We start from the raw sequence: 26529 nt of genomic DNA, 5'->3' as shown, positions 1-26529 counted from the left end.
TAAGGTCACAAGGGGTGGCCGATTGGAGGTAAACAATGAGCAACGAAAAACTCAGCGCTGAAGATCTGCGTAATCCAGATTCTAAGCCACCAATGTCGCAGGCGGTGCCGCTTGCGCTTCAACACGTCCTTGCGATGTTCGTAAGTAACTTCACACCGGCAATCATTGTCGGCCTAGCAGCTGGCTATGCGTTTGGCAGCCCAGACCTAGTGTTCATGATTCAGATGGCGATGCTCTTCTCGGGTGTGGCAACTCTGTTCCAGACTGTTGGTTTTGGTCCAGTCGGTGCACGTCTTCCTATCATGCAGGGTACGAGCTTCGCGTTCATCCCAGTGATGATTCCTGTTGTTAAGACAGCAGGTATGGGAGCTCTGTTCGGTGGTATCGTGATCGGTGGTCTATTCCACGCTCTGCTAGGTACAGTCGTTGGTAAAATCCGTCACTGGCTTCCACCACTAGTTACTGGTCTTGTTGTTACCGCTATTGGTCTTGCGCTAATCCCTGTAGGTATTCAGTACGCTGCAGGTGGTGTACCTCTAATGGGTAAACCTGAATTTGGTGCTTTCAACTACTGGTTCACAGCACTTGTCGTGATCGTAGTTTCACTTGGCTTCAAATTTTTCTGTAAAGGCATGATGTCAACTGCAGGTATCCTTATTGGTCTACTTGCGGGTTACCTAGTGGCTATTCCAATGGGTATGGTTAACTTCGGTGGTATCGAACGTGCCGCTTGGTTCGCTCTTCCAAACCCACTTGCATACGGCTTCGAAATCAACGCTGCTGCAATCATCGGTATGTGTCTAATGGCTGTGGTTTCAGCGATTGAGACTGTCGGTGACGTTTCAGGTATCACTAAAGGTGGTGCTGGTCGTGAAGCGACTGATAAAGAGCTATCAGGTGCAACTTTTGCAGATGGTCTAGGTACTGCTGTAGCAGGTCTATTCGGTGCGCTACCTAATACTTCTTTCTCTCAGAACGTAGGTCTTATCGCACTTACCGGTGTAATGAGCCGTTGGGTTGTAACACTAGGCGGTATCATTCTTATCATCTGTGGTCTTGTGCCTAAGGTCGGTGCACTGATCTCATCTATGCCTATCTCTGTATTGGGTGGTGGTGTAATCGTGATGTTCGGTATGGTGGTATCTGCTGGTCTTAACATGTTGGGCGAAGTTGTTTGGACGCGCCGTAACATGGTTATCGTTGCAGTATCGCTATCTGTAGGTCTTGGTCTACAGCAGGTTCCAGGTGCACTTCAGCATCTTCCAGCAACTATGAAGATTCTTCTATCTTCTGGTCTGCTACCTGTAGCTTTCCTAGCAATTATCCTCAACCTGGTTCTGCCAGAGCGTGATGATAGCTCTGCTGTCTAATTCACAAACGTGAAAAGAGAAGGGCGCCATGTGGCGCCCTTTTTGTCTCTATCTGTTGAGACTATTTAATTAACTAATTCTCATTAACTCAGAACCTTGCGTGCTAGCTCAACAAACTGATGCCGTTCGGTTTCATCAAGTTGTTTCAGAATCTTATCCTGTAGGGATTCAACAATTGGAGTCAGTTGTTCCAGTATCGCTCTCCCTTCAGCAGTTAAAGACACCAGACGCGCACGCTTATCTTTTGGGCTCTGTTTCCGAGACACCCAACCCTTCTTCTCCATACGATCAATGACCCCTCCAAGGGTCGCTTTGTCGTAGTAGATAGCAGCTGCAATTTGAGACTGTTCCACTTCTCGCTCAAGTTCAATGGTCTGCATTGCTGCAAACTGGACAGAGGTGACATCAAAACCAGCGCTCTTCATCTCCTCTTGGAAGATCTGGTTAGAGTGCTGGCTTAGTCTTCGAATTAGATGACCCGGCATCACTAAGTAGGGCAAGGGTCTCTCCTTATTTAGTCATCATTGGATGAGCTAATCCTAACCAAACTAATTTAGTTTGTATACTTACTAGTTTACAAACCCCTTTAGTTGGGTATAAGATAAGCGAAATTATAGTAAGTACACATACTATATTGAATCGAATAACAAAAGATAACGACCTCAATTCAAGGAGTTAGAGATGCAGTACTATCAAGATGGCTTCCGCGGTGGTAAACCAGATCTTAAAAACGCAGCTGATACACGCCGTGAATATGCACCAAACGCGATGCTTCCAGAGAAAGTCGATGTATTGATCGCGGGCACAGGCCCTGCTGGTCTATGTCTAGCTGCACAGCTCTCTCAGTTCCCTGAGTTCAGCACAATGATTGTTGAACCTAGCCCTATGAACATCCAGAAGGGTAAGGCAGATGGCATCAACACCCGTACTATGGAGATGTTCCAGGCGTTCGGTTTTGCTGATGCGGTTAAGCGTGAAGCTTACTGGGTTAACCAGACTAACTTCTGGACACCAGATCCAGAGAATCCAAAGAACATTAAACGAATTGGTCGTGTCCAGGACGTTTCAGATGACTCATCTGAGATGCCGCACATCATTGTGAACCAGTCACGTATCCATCAGTGGTTCCTTGAGGTGATGGCTAACTCACCAACGCGCATGCAGCCAGATTACAACTGGTCTGTAGAGACGCTAACAGTTGATCCAACGACTGATGATCACCCTGTGACCGTTACGCTTGTGAATACTGGCGTTAACAAAGGTCAGAAGAAACTTGTTCGCGCTAACTATGTTGTAGGTTGTGACGGTGCTCGCTCTAACGTTCGTACAGCTATCGGTGGTGAGCTGCACGGCGATGCTGCACACCAGGCTTGGGGTGTAATGGATATCCTTGCCAATACAGACTTCCCTGACGTTCGTCAGAAGTGTCTGATCAGCTCTGCGACTGAAGGTAACGTGCTTATTCTGCCGCGTGAGGGCGGATACCTGTTCCGTATGTATGTTGAGCTAGATAAGCTGAAAGAGGACGAGCGTGTAGCTAACCGTAACTTCACTCAGGAAGATACTATCGCTGCAGCGAATCGCATCATGCACCCATATACAATCGATGTTAAAGAGGTTGTTTGGTGGTCAGTGTATGAGATCGGTCACCGTATGACTGACCGTTTCGATGATGTCCCAGATGAAGAGCGTGCTACCCGTAACCCACGGGTATTCACGGCGGGCGATGCATGTCACACCCACAGCCCGAAAGCGGGTCAGGGTATGAACGTATCGATGCAGGATACCTTCAACCTAGGTTGGAAACTTGCGCACGTTCTACGTGGTTACTCTGATCCATCCCTACTTCACACCTACTCGAAAGAGCGTTGGACTGAAGCTAAGCGTCTGGTTGAAACGGATCACCAGTGGGCTCGTATCATGTCTGCACCTCCTGGTACCTCTGAACTTGATAAGGGTGAAGAGCCACGCTTCGTTCGAGCCTTCAAAGAGAACCTTGAGTTCACAGGCGGTTTGGCTGTTAAGTATGACGAATCAATCCTTACAGGTAACCAGGATAACCAAGCACTGGCGACCGGTGAAGAGGTGGGTCGTCGCTTCCACTCAGCACCTGTTGTTCGTCTTGCCGATGCTAAGCAGATGCAACTAGGCCATGCTGCTGAAGCGGATACGCGTTGGAGAATCTACGCGTTCGCGGGTAGCGCTGATACAAGCGAATCATCAGCAATTCACACATTGGCTGATTGGTTAGAGAAGGATGCTAACTCACCAGTTGTTCAGTACACCAAAGCGGGTCAGGATATCGACTCTGTGATCGACTTCCGTGCTGTCTTCCAGCAGACCTTCGATCAGCTGAACTACGAAAACATGCCATCGCTTCTTATTCCTAAGAAGGGGCGCTTGGGTATCCAAGACCATGAAAAGGTATTCTGTGTAGACCATAAAGGTTTGGGTGATATCTACGATATGCGCGGTATCAACCGTGAGCAGGGCTGTATGATTGTGGTTCGTCCAGACCAATACATCGCACAGGTACTTCCGCTGAATGCGACTGCAGAACTCACTAAGTTCTTCGGTAACATCTTTGTGAAGTAACCGCTGCTCAATAAAAAGCCCGCGCCATGCAAATGCCGCGTGCTTTTTTACGGGGTCAGAGTAGTCTTATTAGACTACTCTGACCCCGATGTTTCTCTTTAGGCTACAGCAATCAACAGCTCAAGATGGTGTAACCATCCCTGAGGTTTCAGGTCATTCCGCAACGAATCTTTGAGTTGAGCAGCAGTGATGCCTTTATCGTCGAGCATTGTCTGCATAGCTGGTAGAACTCTCACCTCAACATCGACACGTCTTGGCGTGTAGTAGAGCTGCAACTGGTAACCATCTGAACTACCTAGTTCGCGCTCTAGGGTGGTGTTGATTAGATCTCTTATCTCACGACGAGTAGGCATAATAGGGCAAGCGAGTGCGTCCAATGGTTCATCGTTGTAGGTATCAATATGGAAAATCACCTGGCTGATCTCTGGGTGTGCTGCAGTCAAAGCGCATACAGCTTGGTCGCCAAGGTAGTGTCCCTCTGATGCACTCAAATGAGGTGCCACCTGCAGGTGCATCTCAAGAATGATCTGGCTGCCCATTGGGCGAGATTTAAAGTCGTGAACTGCGATAATGCCTTCAACCTGGTTTACCACTGCACGAAACTCTGATGCTTGCTCTTCAGGAATAGCGGTATCTACCAGCTCCGTCAGACTCTTCTTAACTAGGTCCCAACCGATCTTACCGACGAAGGCCGCCACAGCGACTGCTGCAACCGCATCCAGCCATACCCAGCCAACCATCGCGCCTACGAGCGCTACAAAGACAATAACTGATGAGAGGGCATCGGTACGGCTGTGCCAAGCGTTAGCTATCAGTAGGTCAGAATTTAGCTTCTTACCGATCGCTAGGCTGTAGCGGAATATCCACTCCTTAGAGATGATGGAGATAGCAGCAACAACCAGTGCAGGCCAAGTCGGTACAGGTGTAGCCTCTCCTGAGAAGAAGTTTGAGCCAATCTCAATCACCATAAAGGCACCGACACCGATCAGAATGACCCCCAGTGCTGTTGTACCCACGGTTTCAAAACGACCGTGTCCCCAAGGGTGGTTCTCATCCGGTTCCTGATGAGAGATGCGCAAAATAACGATCACCATGAAATCGGTCAAAAGATCAGATAGCGAATGAATACCGTCAGCAATAAGCGCTGCTGAGTTTGCAAAAAAACCGACAATTATCTTAGCCAAACCGATCGTTAAATCGATCGCTGAACCAATCAGGGTGACGCGCTCAGCCTCTTTACGGCGAGCGTCGAGTTCATGCTGCATGAAGTACTCCGAATTAATTGATAGTCATAGGATAAGGGTTTGGTCTATCCAGTGCTAGTTAGAAGCTATTATTGAGGGTGACTTTAAGAGCCCAATCTTTAAACATTACAGCTAAATGGCTTTTGCAGTACTATCACACTCTATTATCAATATTCGTTATTACACTTTTTATATCGCTGATCAGTTATATCTGTTGATCAGCAGGCTTGGAGAAATCTGTGGCTGAAGGTCACTCAGTTAAAAACCGCAGTCGAAATGCACAGTTCGCAAAGATGCCGCTGCTGGTTCTACTTGGCTTGGGTACAGGACTTGCAACTGCGCTAGCTATCTCTCTGTTTCGATGGATGGTTGAGTTGCCAGATCTTCTCTTTATAGAGTTAGAGCTGACACATGATTCGCCTTGGATGCGATTTTTGGTTCCCGTCGTTGGCGTGACGTTACTCTGGCTATTTTGGCGCTCCCAGCACTCTGCAACACGCAGGGTAGGTGTAACCCATCTCTATGAACACCTCTCTTACCATCACGGTGAATTGCCACTTCGTAACGTATTGAATCAGTTAGTTGGCGCTGTCTTTGCCATAGGTACGGGACAGCCGGTTGGTCGTGAAGGCCCTGGAGTACATATTGGTGCAGCCTTAAGTAGCTGGCTAGGTGTTCGGGCAGGTATCTCCTACAACTATCAACGACTTCTGATTGGTTGCGGTTCAGCTGCCGCCATCGCAGCGTTATTTAACACCCCCTTGGCAGGTGTTCTATTTGCGATGGAGGTGATACTTCTTGAGTATAGCCTGACAGGTTTTACAGCGATCATTGTCGCTGCAATCAGTGCTGATGCCGTAACTCGCCATCTCTTTGGTGCGCCTGAACTACTGGGTTTTGGTTTGGGTAACGGTACAGTATTCGAACAATTACCGATTCTTGTTCTACTCGCGCTCTGTATAGGTTTTGCAGGTTTGGTTTTTCAGCAAATTACCGTCACTCTTGCTTCCCATAGAAGTAAATACCTCAGCATTAATCTGTTAGCAGCAGGTCTTCTTATTGGCGGCTTAGCTGTATACGATCCAGGGTTAATGACACCAGTCCATATCGTCATGCAGGAGACTCTGCAGGGCATCCACAAGGGGGATCATCTCATCCTGCTTGCCGGTTTCTATCTGTTGGTGCCACCTATAGTGCTGGGCCTTGGAATTCCTGGTGGGTTAATCGGCCCATCGTTGACCTCAGGTGCTCTGATTGGCGCTTTGATTGGTGTTGCTGTATCTGGTTTTGATACTCCTGTTGATATCACGACCATGTCCTTAATCGGAATGGCGGCCATGTTGTCCGCTGTGATCCACGCACCATTGGCGGCACTGATTGCGGTATTTGAGCTCAGTGGCAGTATTCAAACACTGACGCTGGCGATGACCGTGATTGTTCTATCTGATTTGATGATGCGCTCCCTCTTTAAAAAGCCCTCTATATTTGAACGGCTCCTAATGGCGCAAGGACTTAGCCGCGATACACATCTCTACCGCAGAGTAATGATGAGTACCAGTGTCCAAGAGTTGATGGATAGATCCCTCTCAGATCGTCGTTGTGGGACAGCCAATGAGCGTTTTACATCTAACTGGTACTTAGTGAAAAGTGAGGAGGGCGATAGACTCTTATCACACAGTGAATTAGAGCAGAGTGAGACTGTATTGGATGAAGACAATCGCTTTGTTTTAGTTGATGTTAAATCTTCTCTATTTCAAGCGCTAGATCAGCTTCAAAGTGAGTCTTGTGACCGATTGGTCATCACGAACAAGAGAGGTGTGTTGCTAGGCGTTTTGACCCGTAAAGAGATCGATCTTTTTTATCGCAATGCCGAAGTTTAAGTCACGCTTCATGCAGCTATTTTTCCACTCTTAAATGCTGCTTAAATCTAAATAATTAAAGAGCAAAGCCGCTATTTTGAATCGGATGTCGGATTTTTATTCAATTAAGTACGTTTTTTGATATTAATACCGATTTAGCGCATTAATGTGACATTTGTGCTTATGTTATCTATGTAACTAATTGATTTTTATTGATTAAATATATCTGGTTATTTTTTGTACAATTCGCTGGTGTGACGCAATTGTGTCGGTTTAGCGACACATTTACAGCGTAATTCACAGAGTTATCCACAGATAATGTGGGTAGGCGGCGCTAACCCGCATGAAGTGTGGGTCGATCGTAAAATGCTAATATAGCCCCAGAAAAAGACTAGTCGATGTCAAGTATTTTGTGTGTCTGAATGCTTAATTTCCATTGCGGATTTTGCATACAGTAGTCGACACATTGTGAGCGATTTTTGAGGGCATTTGGACCATCCAGGGCCTGAAGGTAGAAGTGCTCGAAATTAAGTGCTTTGAACTGTTCTGGAGCCGCCTCTGGTTCCACTTGTGGGTAGACCAGTTTGAGTTCGTTACCCTCTGTCACAACCACTTCTGCGGCCCCTTTAGGACTGACACAGATCCAATCGATCCCTTTGGGGAGCTCGAGGGTACCATTAGTCTCAATCGCGATCTCGAATCCTGCACTGTGGATTGCATCGACAAGTTGCTCATCAAGCTGTAAAGCAGGCTCGCCACCGGTAAAAACAACGTATGGTTTGCCAGATATAGGTTTTGGCCAAAAGGAGCTTATATGGGAAGCTAGAGCATCTGCAGAGGCGAACTTGCCGCCGTTCTGTCCGTCAAAGCCAACGAAGTCTGTATCACAGAAGCGGCACACAGCAGCGGCGCGATCTTGTTCGCGGCCGCTCCAGAGGTTACAACCAGTAAAACGGCAAAAGACAGCAGGACGTCCCGTATGAGCACCTTCACCTTGTAAGGTGTAGAAAACCTCTTTTACCGTATAGGTTGTTGCCACTGTTAGGCCTCCTCAGCTTCACCGCCGAAGGCGTTGATAAGATCTGGAATCAAACGTGTGAATTCGATACCCAGTAGCGCAAGGTCGGCATCTAGCGCCAGTGCTTGATCTTCACTCTCGCGATCGTTCTGCTGCTCTTGGTATGTATCTGTCATCTTAAGCGCTTTAAGACGAAGATCAGCCTCTAGGGTAAAGCTGAGCTGATCACGCCAGACGAGTTCGAGTTTCTCGCTCAGCATGCCCCCGCTAAGGTGTGCTTGAATCTCCTGGTCTGTCAGGTTCTGTCCTTTGACTTTGATCTGGCTGGTCGGCTCCAGAGGGTCTTTAAGTTCAGTATGCGCACCAAGTTCAAGGTAGCTTGGCAGGTCACGCTCTTCGAGTAGCCAATCGCTCATCACACGGTTAACTGGCATGGCAGTCGTAATGAGTTTAACGCCCAGAGTGCCTAGATCTTCGCGAAGCGTTGCAAGTAGCTCTTCTGCGCGTTTGTAGCTCGTACCCTCAACAACCAAAAGCTTCTGGTGCGGTGCAATTAAAGCACGGGTTGTTTTTCGACGTGTAAAGGCGCGTGGAAGTAGGGTAAGGGTTAGCTCATCTTTAAGTTGTATCTTCTCTTTGCGGTAGACCTTACGATCTTCTGCAGACTCAATTTCGGCAACTTTTTCCGCCAGTTGATCTTTGATGACGCTGCTTGGCAGGATCTTCTCCTCTTCGCGCATTGCAATGAGGTGGAAACCGTGGGAGGTCAGCACTGGAAGATCAATCACATCCGGTGCGATTTCTCCCCAGCCTACTGAGCGGGGTTCAGCACCTCGACAGGGTACAAAAGGACGTTGTGTGAGCGATTCAAGCAGCTTGGCTTCGTTGAAGTTTTCATCAGGGATAAAGCGATACCAAATAGCGTTACGAAACCAGAGCATAGGGTCTTCTTAGTCATAGAAATTGAGAGAGGCGCTATTATCTTGTTCACTAGAGGTGGATGCAAGTGAAGCAGAAATTGATTCGCTTGCTGACGCTTTTAATTAAGAGCTTGTCGAGACTCTTTAATCGCTTCGTCAATGTAGTAGCCATAAAACTCGGGGGTATTCACACCGACGATCTTCTTAGAGAGGTGGTTACCCTTGCCATCTACGAAGAGAATAGTGGGTGTGAATTTACCTTTTAGCGCGTTGGCGACCTCTGTTGAACTGCGGCTCTCACCATTGAAGTCGATAACAGGCTTGTTTGAGCTTAGGTCTAATATCCGAATAGGTGGCGCACCGTCACTTTTTTGAAGCGGGCCAAGGAAGTCATTTTTAACGGTGATGCAGAATGAGCAACCATCTGCTGAGACCATCAGTACGATCACCTCGTTTGGGTGTTCAGTAGCAAGCTTCTGAAGGTTTTCAGCGCGCAGGAGTTCGTCAGCCTGCACGCTGATAGGTGATAAGAGCATCGCCCCAGCAAGAGCTAGGGCAGGAGTTATTGCCTTCTTAGAGGCTCTCAATAAAGTCGACAGCATACTCTGCTACCTCATCAGCGAAGAGATCACGGAAGAAGTGGTCCGCATCATCAATCACAACGAGTTCTACGTTCTCTTTGTTCATCCCTTCCATCTTCTGTGGAAGATCATCAACTACGGTATCTTTAGAGCCAGCAATCACCAGTGTCGGGGTCTCTGTTTGAGCTAGAACATGTGGTGTATCGTAATTTGGGTAGTTGCCATAGTAGCTAAGCATTGCACCGGCAGTTGCGCCGCTCTTCTCACAGTAGACAACACTTACGCCATCCATCATGGTATCTGGCGCTAGGGTTTTCGCTTTATCAAGGAGATCAGTCACAGAGGTGCCGTAGCGCTTCTGGTAACCATCGATAGTGTATTTGTAGTCCCAGGTTGCTGGTGCAAGCAGGATTTGACCTTTTACTTTATCTTGGTGAGCAAGGGTGTACTGTGATGTCTGGTTGCCACCGCGTGAGTGACCCATGACCCAACGGTCACCCGCACCTTGGCCATCTAGCCAGTTCTGCCAAGCCTCCATCTCTGCAACTGCATCTTGCATGGTGTGGCGAGCAGGTACTGCACAGTCATACATAGTTGATTCACGATTATCGATGCTGTAGCTAAGGTTTATAGCGAGTGTTGAGACGCCAGCATCTACGATTAGCTCTTGCAGGGTGGCAATGATCTCCATCTCGTTGTGCGCCAGTGTGCCGTGTAACAGAAGAAGTACGCCATCAGCGAGTGTCTTATCTTCCGCGAGCTCCAGGTTGGCATTGAGGGTTAAACCATTGAATGGAATCTGTACTTGTTCTGCTTGTGCAACGCTGGCGTTAAGTGCTGTAAGCATTAGTATGCCGGCAATCGCTTTAGGTAGGAATTGCATCTATCTCTCCAGGGCTGAGAAGTTATATTTTTTTTATGAGTCTACTCCAATAAAAAAACGAGGCAAGATGCCCCGTTTTTAAATGGTGAAACCCTTACAGGCCGTCGTAGGCAAGCAAACAGTGTACGGGTACACCTGTATCTTGGATCTTGGTTGAGCCTGCTAGATCAGGTAGGTCGATCAATGCTGCCACCTCGACAACTTCGGCGCCTAGGCCGTTAATCAGGGTACAAGCAGCCAATGCAGTACCACCTGTTGCGATCAGGTCATCGATAAGTACAACTCTGTCTCCAGATTTAAGTGCGTCTTTCTGTATCTCTACCGAGGCTGTACCGTACTCGAGCGTGTAATCCTGAGAAATGGTCTCGCCAGGTAACTTGCCCTTTTTGCGCACTAGAACAAGCGGTTTCTTTAACTCATGGGCAATGATTGCACCAAACAGAAAGCCACGCGCATCGATACAGGCGATGTGGGATACATCCATGCTCATGTAACGATCAACAAAGGCGTTAGCGACCATGCGAGATGCTTTAGGGTCTTGGAAAATTGGTGTTATATCGCGAAACAAAATGCCCGGTTCTGGCCAGTCTGGAATAGAGCGAACTACCGATTTTACGTAAAACTCGTCGTAAGACATTAAAACTCCGAAGGGGAATTAACCCAGTTTAGCTTGGCTGCCACAGCCTGGACCATGACACTCACCAGCCGCTTCCATTAGTGCCTGAGTATCAAGGATCTCTAGCTCTTTACCCTCAACACGAATCAGATTCTGCGAAGAGAAGCGGGTGAAGATTCGGCTCACTGTCTCTACAGCAAGGCCTAGGTAGTTACCAATCTCATTTCGCGACATAGATAGTCGGAAAGAGGTTGAAGAGTAACCACGTGCGGCAAAACGGTCTGCAATTTTCAGCATAAACGTTGCGATACGCTGCTCTGCAGTTTTTTTCGATAGCAGCATCATCATCTGCTGATCTTCACTAATTTCACGACCCAGCGAGCGCATGATAGAACGACGTAGCTCAGGCATCTGACCTGAAAGATCATCAAGACGCTCAAATGGGATTTCACAGACTGTAGTGGTCTCTAGCATCTTAGCGCTCATTGGGTATGCGCCAGAGTCCAGGCCTGCAAGGCCAACCAGTTCACCAGGGAAGTAGAAGCCGTTGATCTGCTCTTCACCATCCGGGCTTACTGAGTAGGTCTTTATTGAGCCTGCACGAATGGCATAGAGAGAGCCAAAGTTCTCGCCTTGGCGGAACAGAAAATCGCCTTTGTGAAGAGGCTTGCTCTTATCGACGATATCATCAAGTTTAACCATATCGTCGTTATTGAGTGACACTGGCAAACACAAAGAGCTAAGTGAACAGGTGTTGCAGTGCACTTCATTGATGTTTGCGATCTTTAATTTTTGAGTATCGGACATATTCACCTCGTTGGCACGAGTATAGCCAAAGAGGATTAGTGACCCAAGTCAAAAAACGATATTTGTCGATAAGCGCTGCTTATTCAGTCTCTTTTACTAGAGTCTTAGATAATTCGTGAGAATCGCTGCTCGCTATGGTTTATGTAAGCATCAAAGGTCATACAGACTCTGCGAATTAATAGTCGCCCAGCGGCTGTAACATCTAACCCTTTCTCATTCATATGAATAAGTCCGTCATTTACCATCGGTTCCAATAGGCGAAGTTCATCAGCAAAGTACTCTTGGAATTGAATACCAAGCTCTTTGGACTGATCAGCAAAGTTCAACTGGAAGTCACAGATCAGGCGAGTAATCACCGCGCGACGAATTTTGTCATCGTCGTTCATTTTGTACTCTTTACTGATCGCAGAGCCCTCTGCATTGATGCCCGCATCATATTTCGTGATATCAGGGCTGTTCTGCAGGTAGTAGTCACCAATCTGACTAATAGCCGAGACGCCAAGACCAATCAGGTCACACTCCGAGTGGGTGGTGTAGCCTTGGAAGTTGCGGTGCAGGGTGCCCTCATCTTGATGGCGGGTTAGGGTGTCCTCTGGCAGCGCGAAGTGGTCCATGCCGATGTTGCGGTAGCCTGCAGAGGTTAGCTTATCAATACTCTGATGGTGAATGGCGAGTTTTGTAACTGCATCAGGCAGTTCATCTGCATTGATGCGACGCTGCGGTTTAAAGCGCTCAGGAAGGTGCGCATAGTTGAATACTGAAAGGCGATCTGGGCGTAGTTCTAGGATGCGATCTAAGGTCTCTGCAAAACTCTCTTCAGTTTGTAGTGGCAAACCGTAGATGAGATCGACGTTAATTGATCGGAAACCAAGGTCGCGCGCCTCTTCTAGAAGGGCGGTCGTCATCTCCAGTGATTGGACCCGATTTACCTTCTTTTGTACCTCAGGGTTTACATCCTGCACGCCAATACTGATGCGGTTGAAGCCTAGATTTCGGAGTAGCTGTAAACGACCTTCGCTCATCTCACGAGGATCGATCTCAATGGCGTAGTCGCCCTCATCGTCATCACGCAGGTTAAAGTTCTCTCGCAGGGTTTCCATCAAAAGCTTGGTCTGCTCATCACTGATGAACGTGGGTGTACCACCGCCCCAGTGAAGCTGATCAACTACCTGTGATTTCCCAAGCTCTTCACCGCGCATTTTGATCTCTTTGATTAACGTATCGAGGTAGGGTTGAGCGCGGCTGCGATCGGCAGTCACGACCTTGTTACAGCCACAGTAGTAGCAGACATGTGCACAGAAAGGGATATGGATATAGAGAGAAAGTGGACGGCTTGGATCTCGCTCGTTAATTGCACTTGTCAGTATTGCGCGACTATCAGTGCTGTTCTCAAACTGCAGTGCGGTAGGGTATGAGGTGTAACGAGGTCCCGCCAGATCGTAACGGCGAATGAGGTCTGAATCCCATTGAATTTTAGTTTGTGCAAGCACGAGCCAATCCTTCTCAAAATAGTCGTGCCAGTTTACCGAGTTAAAACAAAAAGTTGTTGATGCGCATCAATTTGCTTTCGGTAAGCGACTATTTGCTATGCACTTAGAAGCGTCCAAATACCCATAGCAATAAGGAGAATCCCTGAAAATCTGCGTACTGATTGCTGGGCAACAAAGGCTTTCACCTGTTGGGCTATCAGTCCGGTGGCAAGCATGGCGGGTAGGGTGCCAATACCAAAGCCGAGCATTAGCAGTGCACTTTCGTTCCAGCTTCCTGCAGCAGAAGACCAGATCAACGTGCTGTAAACCAATCCACAGGGTAACCAACCCCAGCCCATGCCAAGTAACAGTGCCTTAGTTGGGGTATCTGCTGGTATCAGTGGCTTAAGAAGAGGTGAAATGTAGCGCCAAAGAACTGACCCAGCTTGTTCTAATTTGGTAATGCCAAACCACCACTGCGCGATGTAGAGTCCCATGCCTATTAAAAGTAGACCCGCGAGAGTGCGAAGGATTGGCGCAGCTATTGTTGTTTGAATGGTAGCGCCGACCAACCCTATCAACGCACCTGCCACTGTGTAGCTGAGGATGCGACCAACGTTATAGCTAAGAATACCAACAAACGAGCTGGCGCGGTTCGAGCTTGAGACGCTTAACGATGAGGCAAGACCGCCACACATTGCCAGACAGTGGGTAGTGCCTAGCAGTCCAATCAGGATGGCTGATGCGAAGCTGAGTGAAACAGGGGTCATTACTCGTTCGGTTTCTCTTCGTCAGTTTTTTTGACGCGAGCATCTTCTGGAATCATATCGTCATCATCATCAAAGAGGATGCGGTGTGCAGGTGACTCCAAATCATCAAACTGGCCATTTTTAACGCTGTAGAAAAATGCCCAGGTAGCAACTGATACCAAGATGATTGCGATCGGAATAAGTAGGTAGACGATGTTCATTTGGACTACTTCTGTGAAATAAGGCGTAGGGCGTTACCGACCACTACGAGCGAACTAGCGGACATTCCGATAGCTGCCATCCAAGGTGCGATAAAACCTGTTGCTGCTAAGGGTAGCGCTAATAGGTTGTAGATCAAAGCCCAGCCGATATTCTGACGGATAATATTGCCGGTTTTGCGTGCCAGTTTGATAGCTTGGGGTATGCGAAGCAGGTCGCTACTTACAAGCACCGCATCGGCCGAGGTTTTAGCAAGATCGGTAGCACCGTTCATAGCGATAGATGTCTGGGCGCCCGTCAGTACAGGTATATCGTTGATACCGTCACCTACCATCAGAATTTTTTCACCGCCAGCTTGCAGTGCCTTCACCCGTTCTAATTTGCTCTCAGGTGCAAGGTTTGCCTCAAAGTGGTCGATGCCTAGCTCATTTGCGATGCGTGCGGCATTAGCTGGCTGGTCACCCGTTAGCATGCCCACTTTTAGGCCAAGTGATTGCAGCTGTTTAACGGCATCAACCGCTTCAGGTCGAAGCTGATCATCGATTACAAACCAAGCGATAGGACCGCTTGTGTCACTCATTAATAGCCAAATGCCGGTCTCGTCCGGATGTGCAGGTGCTTCTCCTGGGTAAATTTGAGCAGCAAACACAGGTTTACCAATACGAATAGTACGACCGTTGAGGGACCCTTCAATACCCTCACCAACATAGTTGGTTGCACTATCGGCAGCCACTTCAAAGAATGGCGTGAATGCCGAAGCGATTGGGTGTTCAGAGCGACTCTCTACTGCGGCGGCTAAGCGAGTTAAATCCTCAATAGATTCTCCGTTTAGCGAGTGCGTGGCACGCAGGCTTAACTGGCCGGTTGTGAGTGTGCCGGTCTTATCAAAGTAGACAGAAGTTGAGCTTGCTAGGCTCTCTAAGACGTGGCCACGCGTGACTAAAAGTCCAATTTTGCGAAGTGTGCCGATTGCAGCGGTTAGTGCTGTAGGTGTTGCTAATGAGAGTGCGCAAGGGCAGGTGACGACGAGTACAGAGAGAGTAATCCAAAAAGCATCCTCAGGTTTTATCTGCCACCAGGTAATGCCAACGGCTAGTGCGGTAATCAGTACGCCAGCGACAAAGTAACTGGCTACTCGGTCGGCAATCATAGCGACCTTCGGCTTTTCTGCTTGGGCGCGATCTAGCAGGTTTAATATGGCCGTCATACGTGATTGGTCAGCGCTACTGGTGATCTCAACCTCTATCGCTTGCTCGACATTCATCGTCCCCCCCACTACAGCATCCCCTAGGCGTTTGCTGACTGGGAGGGATTCACCGGTGAGCGCCGACTCATCAATACTGGTGTGGGCTGTAAAAAGAATGCCATCAGCAGGTATGGAGTGACCTGGTTTTACCAGAACTCTATCACCCGGCTTTAGCTCGCTGACGGGAACTAGGGTTTCACCATTTACATCGATGCGGGTAGCACTGGCTGGCAAAAGATTAGCAAGTTCATTACCCGCCAATCCGGTGCGGTGACGCGCCTGCATCTCGAAGTAGCGACCAATCAATAGGAAGAAGGTGAACATCGAAACGGAGTCGTAATAGACCTCGCCAGAGCGGGTAAATGTTGCCCAGATACTGGCTAGATAAGCGCCGCCGACAGCGATAGATACAGGTACATCCATGCTGAGGTGTCGCGTTCTGATGTCCCGAAGCGCCGCAGTAAAGAAGGGGCGGGCAGCATAGAGAACTACGGGTGTGGCGACGATGAAGCTGGTCCAACGTATGAAGGTTTGAATGTTATCCTCCATCACGTATGCAGCACCAAGGTAGAGTGCCGCCGCCATCATCATCACCTGCATCATCCCTACACCGGCTATACCGAGTCGGTAGATGGCACGGCGCTTCTCTTGTTGGTACAGCTGCTCTTCTTGGTTGGGATGGTAGGGGTGAGGTGTATAACCGATTGATTGAATCGACTTCATCAAATCGCTAAGAGGAGCCTGTTCAGGATGCCATATTAAGCGAGCACGATGGTTGGTCAGATTGACGTTAAAACTCATAGCGCCAGGCTGGCTGCCGATGTGTTTCTCTAATAGCCAAACACAAGCTGCACAGTGGATACCTTCAATAACGAAGGTCGCCTCTTTAGTGCCGTCGGCAAGGGTACGAACAAATTGGCTTTGTACAGCATCTGAGTCGTAAAGCGAGAGTTGATTCTCATCCTCTTGCGAGGTTGGACGCTCACCGTTAGCGTTATCACGGTGTTTGTAATATTGGTCGAGTCCGGACCCTAAAATGGTTTGGGTGACTGCTCGACAAGCGGGGCAGCAAAATGACTCCTGCTTCCCTTTGATAGCAAGCTCAATATTGACCCCAGAAGGGACTAGGGTCGAACAGTGGAAACAGAGCTTCTGGCTATCGCTCATTGCTTAATTTTCAGCGCCAAGCTTAAACAGGTTTTGGTCAAACGGAGGTACTATTTCAGTGCGTAGGTTCCAACGACCATCTGGTGTGCTGACAATCAAGTAACGCTTGCCATCAAGTTGTTTAGTAAGACTGCCTAGATAGATGCCAGTACCATTTACCGAACGTAATGTAAGGGTCTGGTCATACTTCTGATGTGCGGGATGTACTAGGTCGACTGTAAGTGTTTCAGCCAGTGGCTCTTTAGAGGCTAGTGTAAGACGCACATCACCGGTCAAAGAATCGACCATGAACTCACCTTTAAGGCCAAGACGTTGTGCCTCCTGAGTTTTTGTCGAGTCGATCTCAGTTCCGCGAGCAACTTTGTAGTAGTCATCTTTTACTATGCCGTCGGCAGTTGTAATCGCAAAGTACATCAAAATAGATGCGATGATTACTACAGCGATAAGTGGGGTCAGTACAAACCACAGCCAACTCTGTTTGTACCAAGGGCCAATATCTTTAGTCTGTTCGGTCATAGATTCCTCAAACTCAGGGAGTAAAAGTTTGTTCCAAAAAAAGCGCGGAAATCATCTGAAATCCGCGCAGTAGTTTATCACATATCGACGTTGGATCTTCGATTATCGAGTTGGAGTCGGCCCGATAAAGCGGCTCTCAGAATCAGCCTCGATACCTGAGCCATCAGATGCAGTTACGATAAACTCAATCTCGTAGTTCACCTTGTTCAGAGAGCGAGGATCCATCTCAACATAAATTGTGTGATCTAGAAGTTCACCGACCGCAATCTTCACATGGGTATCCCCTTTGATGATGGCGTCATCAAGACCTTCAAGACGGATGTCATATTGGTTATCTTTCTGCGATTTGTTCGCAAGCTTCAATGTGTAGGTGTTACGAATCATTCCATCAGGCGTAGTGCTGTAAAGCTGACCACGTTCACGAATAACGTCTACCTCAAGCGGCACGCGAGTAAATAGTACGTAGCTGAAGGCGATAAACATCGCGCAGATTGCTACGAAGTAGCCGATTAGGCGTGGACGAAGTAGGTGGGTCTTTTTACCCTCTAGTTCATGTTCAGTGGTGTAGCGTACCAGTCCCTTGTCGTAACCCATGCGCTCCATAATGTTGTCACAGGCATCCACACAGGCACCACAAGCAACGCACTCATACTGAAGCCCATCACGAATATCTATACCGACAGGGCAGACATGGACACAGTGGCCACAATCGATACAGTCACCAAGGCCTTCAGCTTTGTAGTCTGCTTCGCGCTTACGGCTACCGCGGTTTTCACCACGCGCTTTGTCGTACGAGATGATCAGTGTGTCTTGGTCGAACATAACGCTCTGGAAACGCGCGTATGGACACATGTAGATACATACTTGCTCACGCAACCAACCTGCAGCACCGTAAGTACCGAAAGTGAAGAAGAGTAACCACCAGGTCTCCCAAGGTCCTAGATCCCAAGCGAGGATGTTAGGAACAAGTTCACGTACTGGTGAGAAGTAACCGACAAAAGCAACTGCGGAAACCGCGCCTACAAGTAGCCAAAGGAAATGCTTAGCGAACTTGCGAGCAAATTTAGCGCCGCTCATTGGTTGCTTGTTGAGCTTCATACGGGCATTACGGTCACCCTCTGTAAGTTGCTCAATTTTGATGAAGATCCATGTCCATACAAATTGTGGACAGGCGTAGCCACACCATAAGCGACCGGCAAACACAGTCACAAAGAAGAGGGTGAAGGCCATTATGATCAGTAGCCAAGAGAGGAGCATGAAGTCCTGTGGCCAGAAGGTGAAATTAAATACATGGAACTGACGAGCTGGAAGGTCAAATAGAACTGCTTGATGTCCATCCCACTGTAACCAAGAGAAGGTGAAGAATAGGAACAGCATTGTGTAGCTAGAGATATCCCTTAGCTTCTGAAATAGACCGCTCGTCTTCTTAACATAGATGTGTTGTCTTTTTGCGTAGAGGTCATATGACTCGTCGCTTCCAGAGCCCTGATTTGGGGTTACATCTTTTACCGGGATATTTGACATCGGTGTGTCCTGTCGTCAGTTAAATCGGATCGTTATATGGTAATTATATTTCGAATAAAAAAAAGGCGACTTGATATAAATCAGGTCGCCTTTTTTGTTTTTAACGTCTTTTACTTAGACAGGCTGTAGACGTATGCAGAGATCAGCTTGATCTTGTCTTCAGAGAGAAGATCTTTGTGAGCTGGCATTACACCGGCACGACCTGCGCGGATAGAGTGAGCTACCTGCTCAAAATCTCCACCGTACAACCAAACGTTGTCCGTTAGGTTAGGTGCGCCAAGTGCCTGCATCCCTTTACCAGTTGGCATGTGACATGCAGCACAAAGTGTATTGAACTGAGTCTGTCCGCGAGCAGCCGCTTCAGTATCTACAGTTTTACCACTCAGGCTAAGAACGTAGTTTGTAACGTCCTGAACACCATCTTCACCTAGGACAGGGCCCCAAGCTGGCATTGCACCACGACGACCGTTAACAATGGTCGTGATGATTTGTGCTGGCTCACCACCGTACAACCAGTCGCTATCAGTTAGGGTAGGGAAGCCGTAAGCACCCTGACCGCCCTGACCGTGACACACTGCACAGTTGTTAGAGAACATACGCTGACCCATTTTAAGGCCAGTTTCGTTACCTGGTTGGTTTAGTTCTTCTACAGAAAGGGCTGCGTATTTAGCGAATACAGGTTTGTAAACCTCTTCCGCATGCGCCATCTCTTCTTCCCACTGGTTAGCCGAAGTCCAACCTAGTAGGCCTTTGTAGTTACCAAGACCTGGGTATAGAGCTAGGTAGCCTAAAGAGAAGATAACTGTCGCTAGGAACAGCTGGAACCACCAGCGTGGAAGCGGGTTATCGTACTCTTGAATACCATCGAACTCGTGACCTAGAGTCTGATCTGTTTCTTCTTTGCTAGTTTCACCCTTACGAGTTGCTAGCAACAGCCATGTTACGCCGAATACAACGGCCAGTGTGATGACTGTAATCCATGCGCTCCAAAAAGCACTCATAGTCTTATCTCCTGTTACTCTACACGATCTGCTTCACGACTCTTTTTATCCAACTCCTCATCCTGGAAGGGGAGGTTGGCTGCATCATCAAAACGTTTACGGTTTTGTGGAAGCAGAACCCAGATAAAAAGACCGATAAAGGTCACCAGCATAATGACTGGTATAAATGGACCGTATAATTCGTAACTCACTGTTAATTACCGTTTGTTGTTGTACTGAGAATGCATTTTGCCGAGTGCCTGAAGGTAAGCGACTACTGCATCAATCTCATATTTGCCTTCCACGTTTTCACGTGCTGTAGCAACCTGCTCGTCAGTAAATGGCACGCCTAGTTTACGTAGAGCGCCCATTTTCGCAGCAGTGTCTTTACCGGTTAGCTTGTTCTCGAACAGCCATGGGTAAGAAGGCATTTTAGACTCAGGTACTACGTCACGTGGGTTGTACAGGTGAGCGCGGTGCCAGTCGTCAGAGTAACGGCCACCAACACGAGCTAGGTCAGGACCAGTACGCTTAGAACCCCAAACAAATGGGTGCTCGTAAACGAACTCGTTCGCAGTAGAGAAGTGACCGTAGCGCTCAGTTTCTGCACGGAACGGACGAATCATCTGCGTGTGACATACAGTACAGCCTTCACGGATGTAGATATCACGACCTTCTAGCTCAAGCGCAGAGTAGGTGCGAAGACCTTCAATTGGCTTGGTAGTAGAGCTCTGGAAGAATAGAGGAACGATCTCAGCTAGACCGCCGCCACTGATCACGATGATGATCAGTAGGGCCATCAGGCCGATATTCTTTTCTATCGTTTCATGTTTAATCATTTTGCTAACTCCCGTGCCTTACGCTGCAGCTGCTGCTGGATCTGGATTTTCAGCATTTGCTACAGTGCTATTAGCACGTACGGTCTGCCATACGTTGTAAGCCATGATTAGCATACCTGTCACGAAGAACATACCGCCCAACCAGCGAACGAAGTAACCAGGGTGGCTCGCTTCAAGCGCTTCTACGAAAGAGTAGGTTAGGGTGCCGTCTTCGTTAACTGCACGCCACATTAGGCCCTGAAGAATACCGTTTACCCACATCGCACAGATGTAAAGAACAGTACCGATAGTTGCTAGCCAGAAGTGGGTGTTGATTAGGCCAGTAGAGTACATCTGAGCCTTACCAAATAGCTTCGGAATCATGTGGTAAACCGCACCGATAGAGATCATCGCAACCCAACCTAGGGCACCAGCGTGTACGTGGCCGATAGTCCAATCAGTGTTGTGAGAAAGTGCGTTTACAGTCTTAATCGCCATCATCGGACCTTCGAAGGTCGACATGCCGTAGAATGATAGAGAGACAACAAGGAAACGTAGGATTGGGTCCGTACGTAGTTTGTGCCAAGCACCTGACAGCGTCATCATACCGTTGATCATACCACCCCAAGATGGAGCAAGAAGGATCAGGGACATGATCATACCTACAGACTGAGCCCAGTCTGGAAGTGCTGAGTAGTGCAGGTGGTGACCGCCCGCCCACATGTAGGTCGCAATTAGCGCCCAGAAGTGAACGATTGATAGACGGTAAGAGTAAATTGGACGTTCAGCCTGCTTAGGTACGAAGTAGTACATCATGCCTAGGAAGCCTGCAGTTAGGAAGAAACCTACCGCGTTGTGACCGTACCACCACTGAACCATCGCATCTACAGTACCTGGGTAAACCGAGTAAGATTTCCACAGTGTTACTGGCATTTCGAGGTTGTTCACTATGTGAAGAACGGCAACGGTGATGATGAAAGCCATGTAGAACCAGTTACCCACATAGATGTGAGAGGTCTTACGGTTCTTAACGGTACCCATGAACACAATTGCGTATGAAACCCATACTACTGCGATCAGAATATCGATTGGCCATTCAAGCTCAGCGTACTCTTTAGAAGATGTGAAACCCATTGGTAGCGTAATCGCTGCCGCTAGGATCACTACCTGCCAGCCCCAGAATGTGAAGGCTGCTAGACCGTCTGAGAATAGACGAGTCTGACAGGTGCGCTGGACGACGTAGTAAGACGTCGCAAAGAGTGCGCTACCGCCGAAGGCGAAAATTACTGCGTTGGTGTGAAGTGGACGAAGACGTCCAAATGACAACCATGCAGTGTCGAAGTTAAGTGCCGGCCAGACCAGCTGTGCAGCGATGAGTACACCCATCGACATGCCCACTATGCCCCAGACTACTGTCATGATGGCAAACTGGCGCACGACCTTATAGTTGTATGTCGTATTTGCTGTTGCAGTGCTCATTTTATGCTCTCATCAAGCTTAGTTGAATTGAAGTTTATGAAACCGTTACGAATTATCTTTGATATATCAACGTTTTTCAATGAATTACGGGCTTTTTTACCCTTTTGTTGCACTGCGGTAACTTATTGATAGTTCATTGCTTGGTAGCGATTTTTTTGAGCTTTTGTAAAGTTATGTAAAGTTTAAGCTATTGTTTTGTAATGATTTTGTAATTATTTCTTTTGGTTTTAGATATATTTCGATTAATTATTAACCAATTTATAACCCGTCTAACTTTGTATAAAGGTCGCATTAAATTGATTTGTGTCAATTAGGCAATTTTTGGTTATGAGCTCTATGATTTTTGGCTTTAATTCCATTGAGAAGTTAAACTTCGCCAACTTTATGACCTATCTGGATAAAACTCTTGAGCACCTTACTTATCTACTGCCGCAGTGGCTTTGAATCTGAAGCGGCGAGTGAAATCTCTGTTAAAGCCGCTGATGCAGGTATCTACGGATATCCTAAATTTGAAGCGCTGCAGGGCTACATAGAGTTTGTAGTAAATCCGCCGCACACTTCATTAACCATTTTGGAGAAGCTGCGTTTTCGCGATCTTATCTTCGCTCGGCAGTGGGTGGCTTGTGATGAGTTACTCGATAACTTGCCAGGCAAGGATAGGGTTACACCTATTAGTGAGGCAGTAGCTCGCCTTCCTAAAGCTGCAGAGCTCTGGTCGGAAACGGCCGATACTACAGATGGTCGCAACCTTAATGGATTTGCCAAAAAGCTTGGCAGTGCCGCCGCCGCAGCGCTACGTCAGAAGGAGTTGATGCTGCCGCGTAAAAGTAAGGCTGACTGGCGCCTTCATCTCTTGGTTCTGGCCAATAATCGCATCTGGGTAGGTGTCTCGCCCCTAGTGAATAGTTCGCGATGGGAGCAGGGGATCAACCGTTTGAAGTTTCCTGCCGATGCGCCAAGCCGCTCTACTTTGAAACTTGAAGAGGCGTTTCACTACTTCATCCCTAAACGTATGTGGCCTGAGCGTCTTGTCGGTGGCATGCGTGCTGTGGATCTTGGTGCGGCTCCAGGTGGTTGGACCTATCAGTTGGTTAAGCTCGGCATGTTTGTAACCTCTGTCGATAACGGGCCTATGAATGATGACCTGATGGAGACAGGCCAAGTCGATCATAAACGTGAAGATGCATTTACCTTTGCGCCAGGTAAGCCTGTTGATTTGATGGTTTGTGATGTTGTTGAAAAACCATCACAAGTGATTGAGTTGATGGCTAAGTGGGCTGTGAATGGTTGGGCAGATCGATTGATCTTTAACCTTAAACTTCCTATGAAGCAGCGATATGCCGAGGTCGCAGACTGTCTAGAGCAGCTTGAGACGATTCTGCAAGAGCATGATGTGGGTTATCGATTAGAGAGCAGGCACCTGTACCACGACCGTGAAGAGATTACCTGCTATCTAGAACTAGGTTAGTGTTCGTAGATCTTAATCAGCTCATCGCGCTCTAACATTGGGCGCAATCTATCCATTAGGGCGCGACGCTCAGCAGATTCGTACCAGCGTTGCCAATCGGCGAGTGAGCGGTAGGTGGCTACCACTAATCGATGCTCTGGATCATTAATGTCATGCATCACTTCACCCTTTATAAATCCAGGGGTTAGCATCGAAGCATGCAGTGTCTCTTTAGCAAGCTCTGTGTATGCATCTTCCAGTTCCGTCGGTACTTTGCGGTTAATAAAGACTTTTATCATTTGTTTTATTCCTAAGTCCGCTTGGTTCAATTTTCAGAATAGTCTCACTTAATTGAGCCGTAAAGGGTTAAAGGGCCCTTTTGCTATTGGAGTTTAGGGTGACTATTTGCGACAATGCCTTGCAACGAAACAAGGAATAGCTCAGTGAGTAGTGAATCTGAAGCCAAGCAACTTGATGCACGTGGTCTCTTTTGCCCCGAGCCCGTCATGATGTTGCACAACAAAATCGCCGACATTGCGGTGGGTGATGAACTTGAAGTGCTAGCGACAGATCCATCTACACAGCGCGATATTCCAAAGTTTTGTAACTTTTTAGGCCATGAACTTGTATCTCAAGAGGTGCAAGATGACCTATATATGTTTAGGATTCGGAAAGGCTGATGAGTCAAGTTATCAGCCAGATCGTAGAAGATACGCAGCGTATGATCAGCCAAGCTGAAGATGCGTTGCAGCGTTTAGAAAGTAACAAGCGTGCGTCTAACGGCCATGCAGTCAAAGAGAATAGAGCGTTGACAGAACAGACTCAAACCGCGCCTCGCAATAAAAATCGCGAAGCGAACCAAGCAGCCGTAGAGCTTCTTATTGAGAGTTACCCAAATACCTTCAGTCTAGATGAGCCGAAGCCACTTAAAATCGGTATTCAGGATGATCTGGTAAGTGATGAGAAAGTAAGCCGCGGTAAAATTAAGCGCGCCTTGGCGACATACGTTCGTAACCCTCGCTACCTCTCTTCAATGGTTGCAGGTGTTCAGCGTGTTGACTTAACCGGTGCTGATGCGGGTGAAGTGACTGCAGACGATGAAAAACACGCTAAAGCTAAGTTGGATGAGTATAAAGCGCGTCGTAAAGAGCGTATCAACCAACAGCGTAAAGAGCAGCGTAATAACGAGCGTGATGAGCGCATATCTAACAAGCTAGAAGCGCTTGTAGCGAAGACTAATCGCCGTTAATTGATTCTTTAATTATTAAAGATTCAGAAAGGCTGCCTCGGAGACGAGGCAGCCTTTTTTATTGGTCTGTTTCCTACAGATTTGCGAGAGGGTGGTTGCCCCAAGGCTCCACAAAGTGGGCGGCAACAGCTTCAGTAGGTACCTCACTCACTGAATTGTAACGCCAGTTGGGTGAACCATCCTTATCAACCAGAAGCGCTCGAACCCCCTCAGCAAACTCACCACTCATACAGCACTGAACGGAAAGAGTAAGTTCCGCCTTAAAGACCTCTTTAAGCGATAGGTGGCGGCAACGTTTAAGCTGCTCCGCAATCAACACAATTGATAGTGGGCTGCCGTGACCAATCGCCTTTTTAGAGCGTGCTATCCAAGGATCATCACTCTCAATCTCGGCCATTGCTGCAACGATTTCAGCTACCGAATCCTTGTCGGTAATCTGTTGAATGAATTGGAAGTGGTCTTGGATAGGGGAGTCCGTTCGATAGACAGCCTGAGAGGCCTGCTCCATATCTCTTAGAATGGCAGTCACTGTCATGTGACTATTCGATCTCCAATCTGCAGCTTTAAGCTTTTCAATTAGCTCAGGCTGTTTAGCAGCATCAACAAAACGGTCAGCTAATCCCAGGTAGAGGGCGTCTGCGGCATAGATAGGGTTGCCAGTTAGACCAAGAAAGAGCCCAGTTCGACCTGGCATGCGGTTTAGGAACCAACTACCGGCGACATCTGGATATAGACCGATAGTCACCTCAGGCATCGCCATGTGAGTGGTTTGCGTTACAACACGGTGGCTACAGCCATTCATGATGCCCATGCCGCCGCCCATTACGATTCCGCTACCCCAGCAGATGATCGGTTTGGCAATGGTGTGGATGGTGTAGTCCAAGGTGTATTCACGGGTAAAGAAGTTTGTTGGCGCCTCTAAATCATCACCGGCAATGATGGCGCGGTAGAGCCCAACGACATCACCTCCAGCGCAGAAAGCTTTCTCTCCGGTACTGTTAAGTACGACCGCAAGGATTGCATCGTCCTGCTGTGCCTGTTCAAGGGCGGGTTGCATCAGCTCTATCATCTCTAGTGAAAGGGCGTGAAGTGAACGCTCTGCATTTAGAGTGATTTCGAGAATTTTATGGCCTGATTGGGTAGGGTGCTCAGTAAAGAGAACGCAACTCATAGTGATCCTTAAAGCGGTGTAGATTAATTAAAGTCAGGGAGTGAGCTGTTGCTGTAACCTGAAACAAAGGGTTTTACTTCGCCCTGTTCTGTGAATACATGTCGGTTTACCTTGCCAATATCAGCACCATAGACATGAATGCTAATGGAGACCTGGTCATCAAGCGCATTGGCAACGCGGTGCACGTCGCCAATAGTGGGTGAGACCTTGCCAACCATGCCAGGCGATAGCTTCTCAGTGGCACCCTCGATAAGTTTCCCCTCATCGAAGGTAAAGCTGGTTTCGATCTCTTCGCCCCTAAGCATACCAATAAGGCCCCAGACTGTATGGTCGTGGATTGGGGTCTTTTGCCCAGGTCCCCACACGAAACTCACGACTGAAAAGCGATCCTGTGGATCGCAGTAGAGTAGGTACTGTCGGTAGAACTTAGGATCAGGCAGTGTGCAGCTTTCTGGTAACCAGTCATCTTTGGCCACTAATTCGCCGAGGTGTTTGGCACCTTGATTAAGAAGTTCTGGCTCTTCAGCTCCAGCATCAATAAGCTGCGTCATCTGCTGGATAAACTGTTCCATTTTGCCTGAAAGAATCTGCATTGCGGCCTC

General features: G+C 48.0%; 27 protein-coding genes. 6 read left to right on the top strand and 21 right to left on the bottom strand.

What is annotated here, in order from left to right:
* Window positions 1–35: 35 nt before the first annotated feature.
* Window positions 36–1370, top strand: coding sequence for a uracil-xanthine permease family protein (locus HH196_RS04655; RefSeq protein ID WP_169450986.1), 1335 nt, complete (start codon window positions 36–38; stop codon window positions 1368–1370).
* An 83-nt stretch (window positions 1371–1453) separates the two neighbouring features.
* Here HH196_RS04655 and HH196_RS04650 read toward each other — a convergent pair whose 3' ends face one another.
* Window positions 1454–1870 carry a MarR family winged helix-turn-helix transcriptional regulator gene (locus HH196_RS04650; protein ID WP_248276897.1) on the bottom strand — a complete coding sequence of 139 codons (417 nt, stop codon included), beginning with the start codon at window positions 1868–1870 and terminating at the stop codon, window positions 1454–1456.
* 181 nt (window positions 1871–2051) lie between these two features.
* Here HH196_RS04650 and HH196_RS04645 point away from each other — a divergent pair, with 181 nt between their 5' ends.
* On the top strand, window positions 2052–3965 hold the full coding sequence (locus HH196_RS04645) for an FAD-dependent monooxygenase (RefSeq protein ID WP_169450984.1): 1914 nt from the start codon (window positions 2052–2054) through the stop codon (window positions 3963–3965).
* A 98-nt stretch (window positions 3966–4063) separates the two neighbouring features.
* Here the strand turns inward: HH196_RS04645 and HH196_RS04640 are convergent, their stop codons facing one another.
* Window positions 4064–5230: a cation diffusion facilitator family transporter gene (locus HH196_RS04640; RefSeq protein WP_169450982.1), complete on the bottom strand. Its 1167-nt coding sequence runs from the start codon at window positions 5228–5230 to the stop codon at window positions 4064–4066.
* A 218-nt stretch (window positions 5231–5448) separates the two neighbouring features.
* Here HH196_RS04640 and HH196_RS04635 point away from each other — a divergent pair, with 218 nt between their 5' ends.
* Window positions 5449–7089, top strand: a complete 1641-nt coding sequence (locus HH196_RS04635; RefSeq protein ID WP_169450980.1) for a chloride channel protein — start codon at window positions 5449–5451, stop codon at window positions 7087–7089.
* Between the two features lie 370 nt (window positions 7090–7459).
* Here HH196_RS04635 and queE read toward each other — a convergent pair whose 3' ends face one another.
* The 16 genes from queE to ccoN form a co-directional block, all read right to left on the bottom strand.
* A complete protein-coding gene (queE, locus tag HH196_RS04630) occupies window positions 7460–8107 on the bottom strand; it encodes a 7-carboxy-7-deazaguanine synthase (RefSeq protein WP_169450978.1) in 648 nt (215 codons plus the stop codon).
* 2 nt (window positions 8108–8109) lie between these two features.
* Window positions 8110–9027 (bottom strand): recombination-associated protein RdgC, encoded by a 918-nt coding sequence (locus HH196_RS04625; protein WP_169450976.1) that lies wholly within the window; start codon window positions 9025–9027, stop codon window positions 8110–8112.
* Window positions 9028–9125: 98 nt separating this feature from the next.
* On the bottom strand, window positions 9126–9608 hold the full coding sequence (locus HH196_RS04620; protein WP_169450974.1) for a hypothetical protein: 483 nt from the start codon (window positions 9606–9608) through the stop codon (window positions 9126–9128).
* Window positions 9580–10470, bottom strand: a complete 891-nt coding sequence (locus HH196_RS04615; protein WP_169450971.1) for an alpha/beta hydrolase — start codon at window positions 10468–10470, stop codon at window positions 9580–9582. The genes HH196_RS04620 and HH196_RS04615 overlap by 29 nt, the downstream gene beginning before the upstream one ends.
* Before the next feature lie 94 nt (window positions 10471–10564).
* Window positions 10565–11107, bottom strand: coding sequence for an adenine phosphoribosyltransferase (locus tag HH196_RS04610; protein WP_169450969.1), 543 nt, complete (start codon window positions 11105–11107; stop codon window positions 10565–10567).
* 18 nt (window positions 11108–11125) lie between these two features.
* A complete protein-coding gene (gene fnr / locus HH196_RS04605; protein WP_169450966.1) occupies window positions 11126–11893 on the bottom strand; it encodes a fumarate/nitrate reduction transcriptional regulator Fnr in 768 nt (255 codons plus the stop codon).
* A gap of 104 nt (window positions 11894–11997) precedes the next feature.
* Window positions 11998–13383 carry an oxygen-independent coproporphyrinogen III oxidase gene (gene hemN, locus HH196_RS04600; protein ID WP_169450964.1) on the bottom strand — a complete coding sequence of 462 codons (1386 nt, stop codon included), beginning with the start codon at window positions 13381–13383 and terminating at the stop codon, window positions 11998–12000.
* A gap of 95 nt (window positions 13384–13478) precedes the next feature.
* The gene (locus HH196_RS04595; RefSeq protein ID WP_169450961.1) at window positions 13479–14132 is read right to left on the bottom strand and encodes a sulfite exporter TauE/SafE family protein; all 654 of its coding nucleotides are present in this window, start codon (window positions 14130–14132) and stop codon (window positions 13479–13481) included.
* The gene (gene ccoS / locus HH196_RS04590; protein ID WP_169450959.1) at window positions 14132–14332 is read right to left on the bottom strand and encodes a cbb3-type cytochrome oxidase assembly protein CcoS; all 201 of its coding nucleotides are present in this window, start codon (window positions 14330–14332) and stop codon (window positions 14132–14134) included. The genes HH196_RS04595 and ccoS overlap by 1 nt, the downstream gene beginning before the upstream one ends.
* A gap of 5 nt (window positions 14333–14337) precedes the next feature.
* Window positions 14338–16743, bottom strand: coding sequence for a heavy metal translocating P-type ATPase (locus HH196_RS04585; protein ID WP_169450958.1), 2406 nt, complete (start codon window positions 16741–16743; stop codon window positions 14338–14340).
* A gap of 3 nt (window positions 16744–16746) precedes the next feature.
* Window positions 16747–17259, bottom strand: a complete 513-nt coding sequence (locus HH196_RS04580; protein WP_169450956.1) for a FixH family protein — start codon at window positions 17257–17259, stop codon at window positions 16747–16749.
* A gap of 102 nt (window positions 17260–17361) precedes the next feature.
* A complete protein-coding gene (gene ccoG, locus HH196_RS04575) occupies window positions 17362–18783 on the bottom strand; it encodes a cytochrome c oxidase accessory protein CcoG (RefSeq protein ID WP_169450954.1) in 1422 nt (473 codons plus the stop codon).
* A 110-nt stretch (window positions 18784–18893) separates the two neighbouring features.
* Window positions 18894–19784, bottom strand: a complete 891-nt coding sequence (gene ccoP / locus HH196_RS04570) for a cytochrome-c oxidase, cbb3-type subunit III (RefSeq protein ID WP_169450952.1) — start codon at window positions 19782–19784, stop codon at window positions 18894–18896.
* A 14-nt stretch (window positions 19785–19798) separates the two neighbouring features.
* Complete coding sequence (locus HH196_RS04565; RefSeq protein WP_371807846.1) at window positions 19799–19975, bottom strand: cbb3-type cytochrome oxidase subunit 3; 177 nt, start codon at window positions 19973–19975, stop codon at window positions 19799–19801.
* A gap of 6 nt (window positions 19976–19981) precedes the next feature.
* Entirely contained in the window at window positions 19982–20602 is a 621-nt protein-coding gene (ccoO, locus tag HH196_RS04560; RefSeq protein ID WP_169450949.1) for a cytochrome-c oxidase, cbb3-type subunit II, read from the bottom strand.
* Window positions 20603–20620: 18 nt separating this feature from the next.
* On the bottom strand, window positions 20621–22060 hold the full coding sequence (gene ccoN, locus HH196_RS04555) for a cytochrome-c oxidase, cbb3-type subunit I (RefSeq protein WP_169450947.1): 1440 nt from the start codon (window positions 22058–22060) through the stop codon (window positions 20621–20623).
* A 406-nt stretch (window positions 22061–22466) separates the two neighbouring features.
* Here ccoN and rlmM point away from each other — a divergent pair, with 406 nt between their 5' ends.
* Complete coding sequence (rlmM, locus tag HH196_RS04550) at window positions 22467–23528, top strand: 23S rRNA (cytidine(2498)-2'-O)-methyltransferase RlmM (protein ID WP_169450944.1); 1062 nt, start codon at window positions 22467–22469, stop codon at window positions 23526–23528.
* On the opposite strand, the gene HH196_RS04545 is transcribed toward rlmM, so the two are convergent.
* A complete protein-coding gene (locus HH196_RS04545; protein ID WP_169450942.1) occupies window positions 23525–23806 on the bottom strand; it encodes an antibiotic biosynthesis monooxygenase in 282 nt (93 codons plus the stop codon). The genes rlmM and HH196_RS04545 overlap by 4 nt on opposite strands.
* A gap of 114 nt (window positions 23807–23920) precedes the next feature.
* On the opposite strand from HH196_RS04545, the gene tusA reads away from it, so the two are divergent.
* Together tusA and HH196_RS04535 are read left to right on the top strand one after the other, a co-directional pair.
* Window positions 23921–24187 carry a sulfurtransferase TusA gene (gene tusA / locus HH196_RS04540; protein ID WP_169450940.1) on the top strand — a complete coding sequence of 89 codons (267 nt, stop codon included), beginning with the start codon at window positions 23921–23923 and terminating at the stop codon, window positions 24185–24187.
* A complete protein-coding gene (locus tag HH196_RS04535) occupies window positions 24187–24756 on the top strand; it encodes a ProQ/FINO family protein (protein ID WP_248276896.1) in 570 nt (189 codons plus the stop codon). Before tusA ends, HH196_RS04535 begins: the two co-directional genes overlap by 1 nt.
* Before the next feature lie 73 nt (window positions 24757–24829).
* Here the strand turns inward: HH196_RS04535 and HH196_RS04530 are convergent, their stop codons facing one another.
* Both HH196_RS04530 and HH196_RS04525 read right to left on the bottom strand, forming a co-directional pair.
* On the bottom strand, window positions 24830–25927 hold the full coding sequence (locus tag HH196_RS04530) for an enoyl-CoA hydratase/isomerase family protein (RefSeq protein WP_169450938.1): 1098 nt from the start codon (window positions 25925–25927) through the stop codon (window positions 24830–24832).
* A 23-nt stretch (window positions 25928–25950) separates the two neighbouring features.
* Entirely contained in the window at window positions 25951–26520 is a 570-nt protein-coding gene (locus tag HH196_RS04525; protein ID WP_169450936.1) for a cysteine dioxygenase, read from the bottom strand.
* Between the last annotated feature and the right edge of the window lie 9 nt (window positions 26521–26529).

Origin of the sequence: Marinobacterium sp. LSUCC0821 (assembly GCF_012848475.1) — a bacterium.
Classification (GTDB): domain Bacteria; phylum Pseudomonadota; class Gammaproteobacteria; order Pseudomonadales; family Balneatricaceae; genus Marinobacterium_E.
This window is presented reverse-complemented; position numbering and strand designations above follow the sequence as displayed.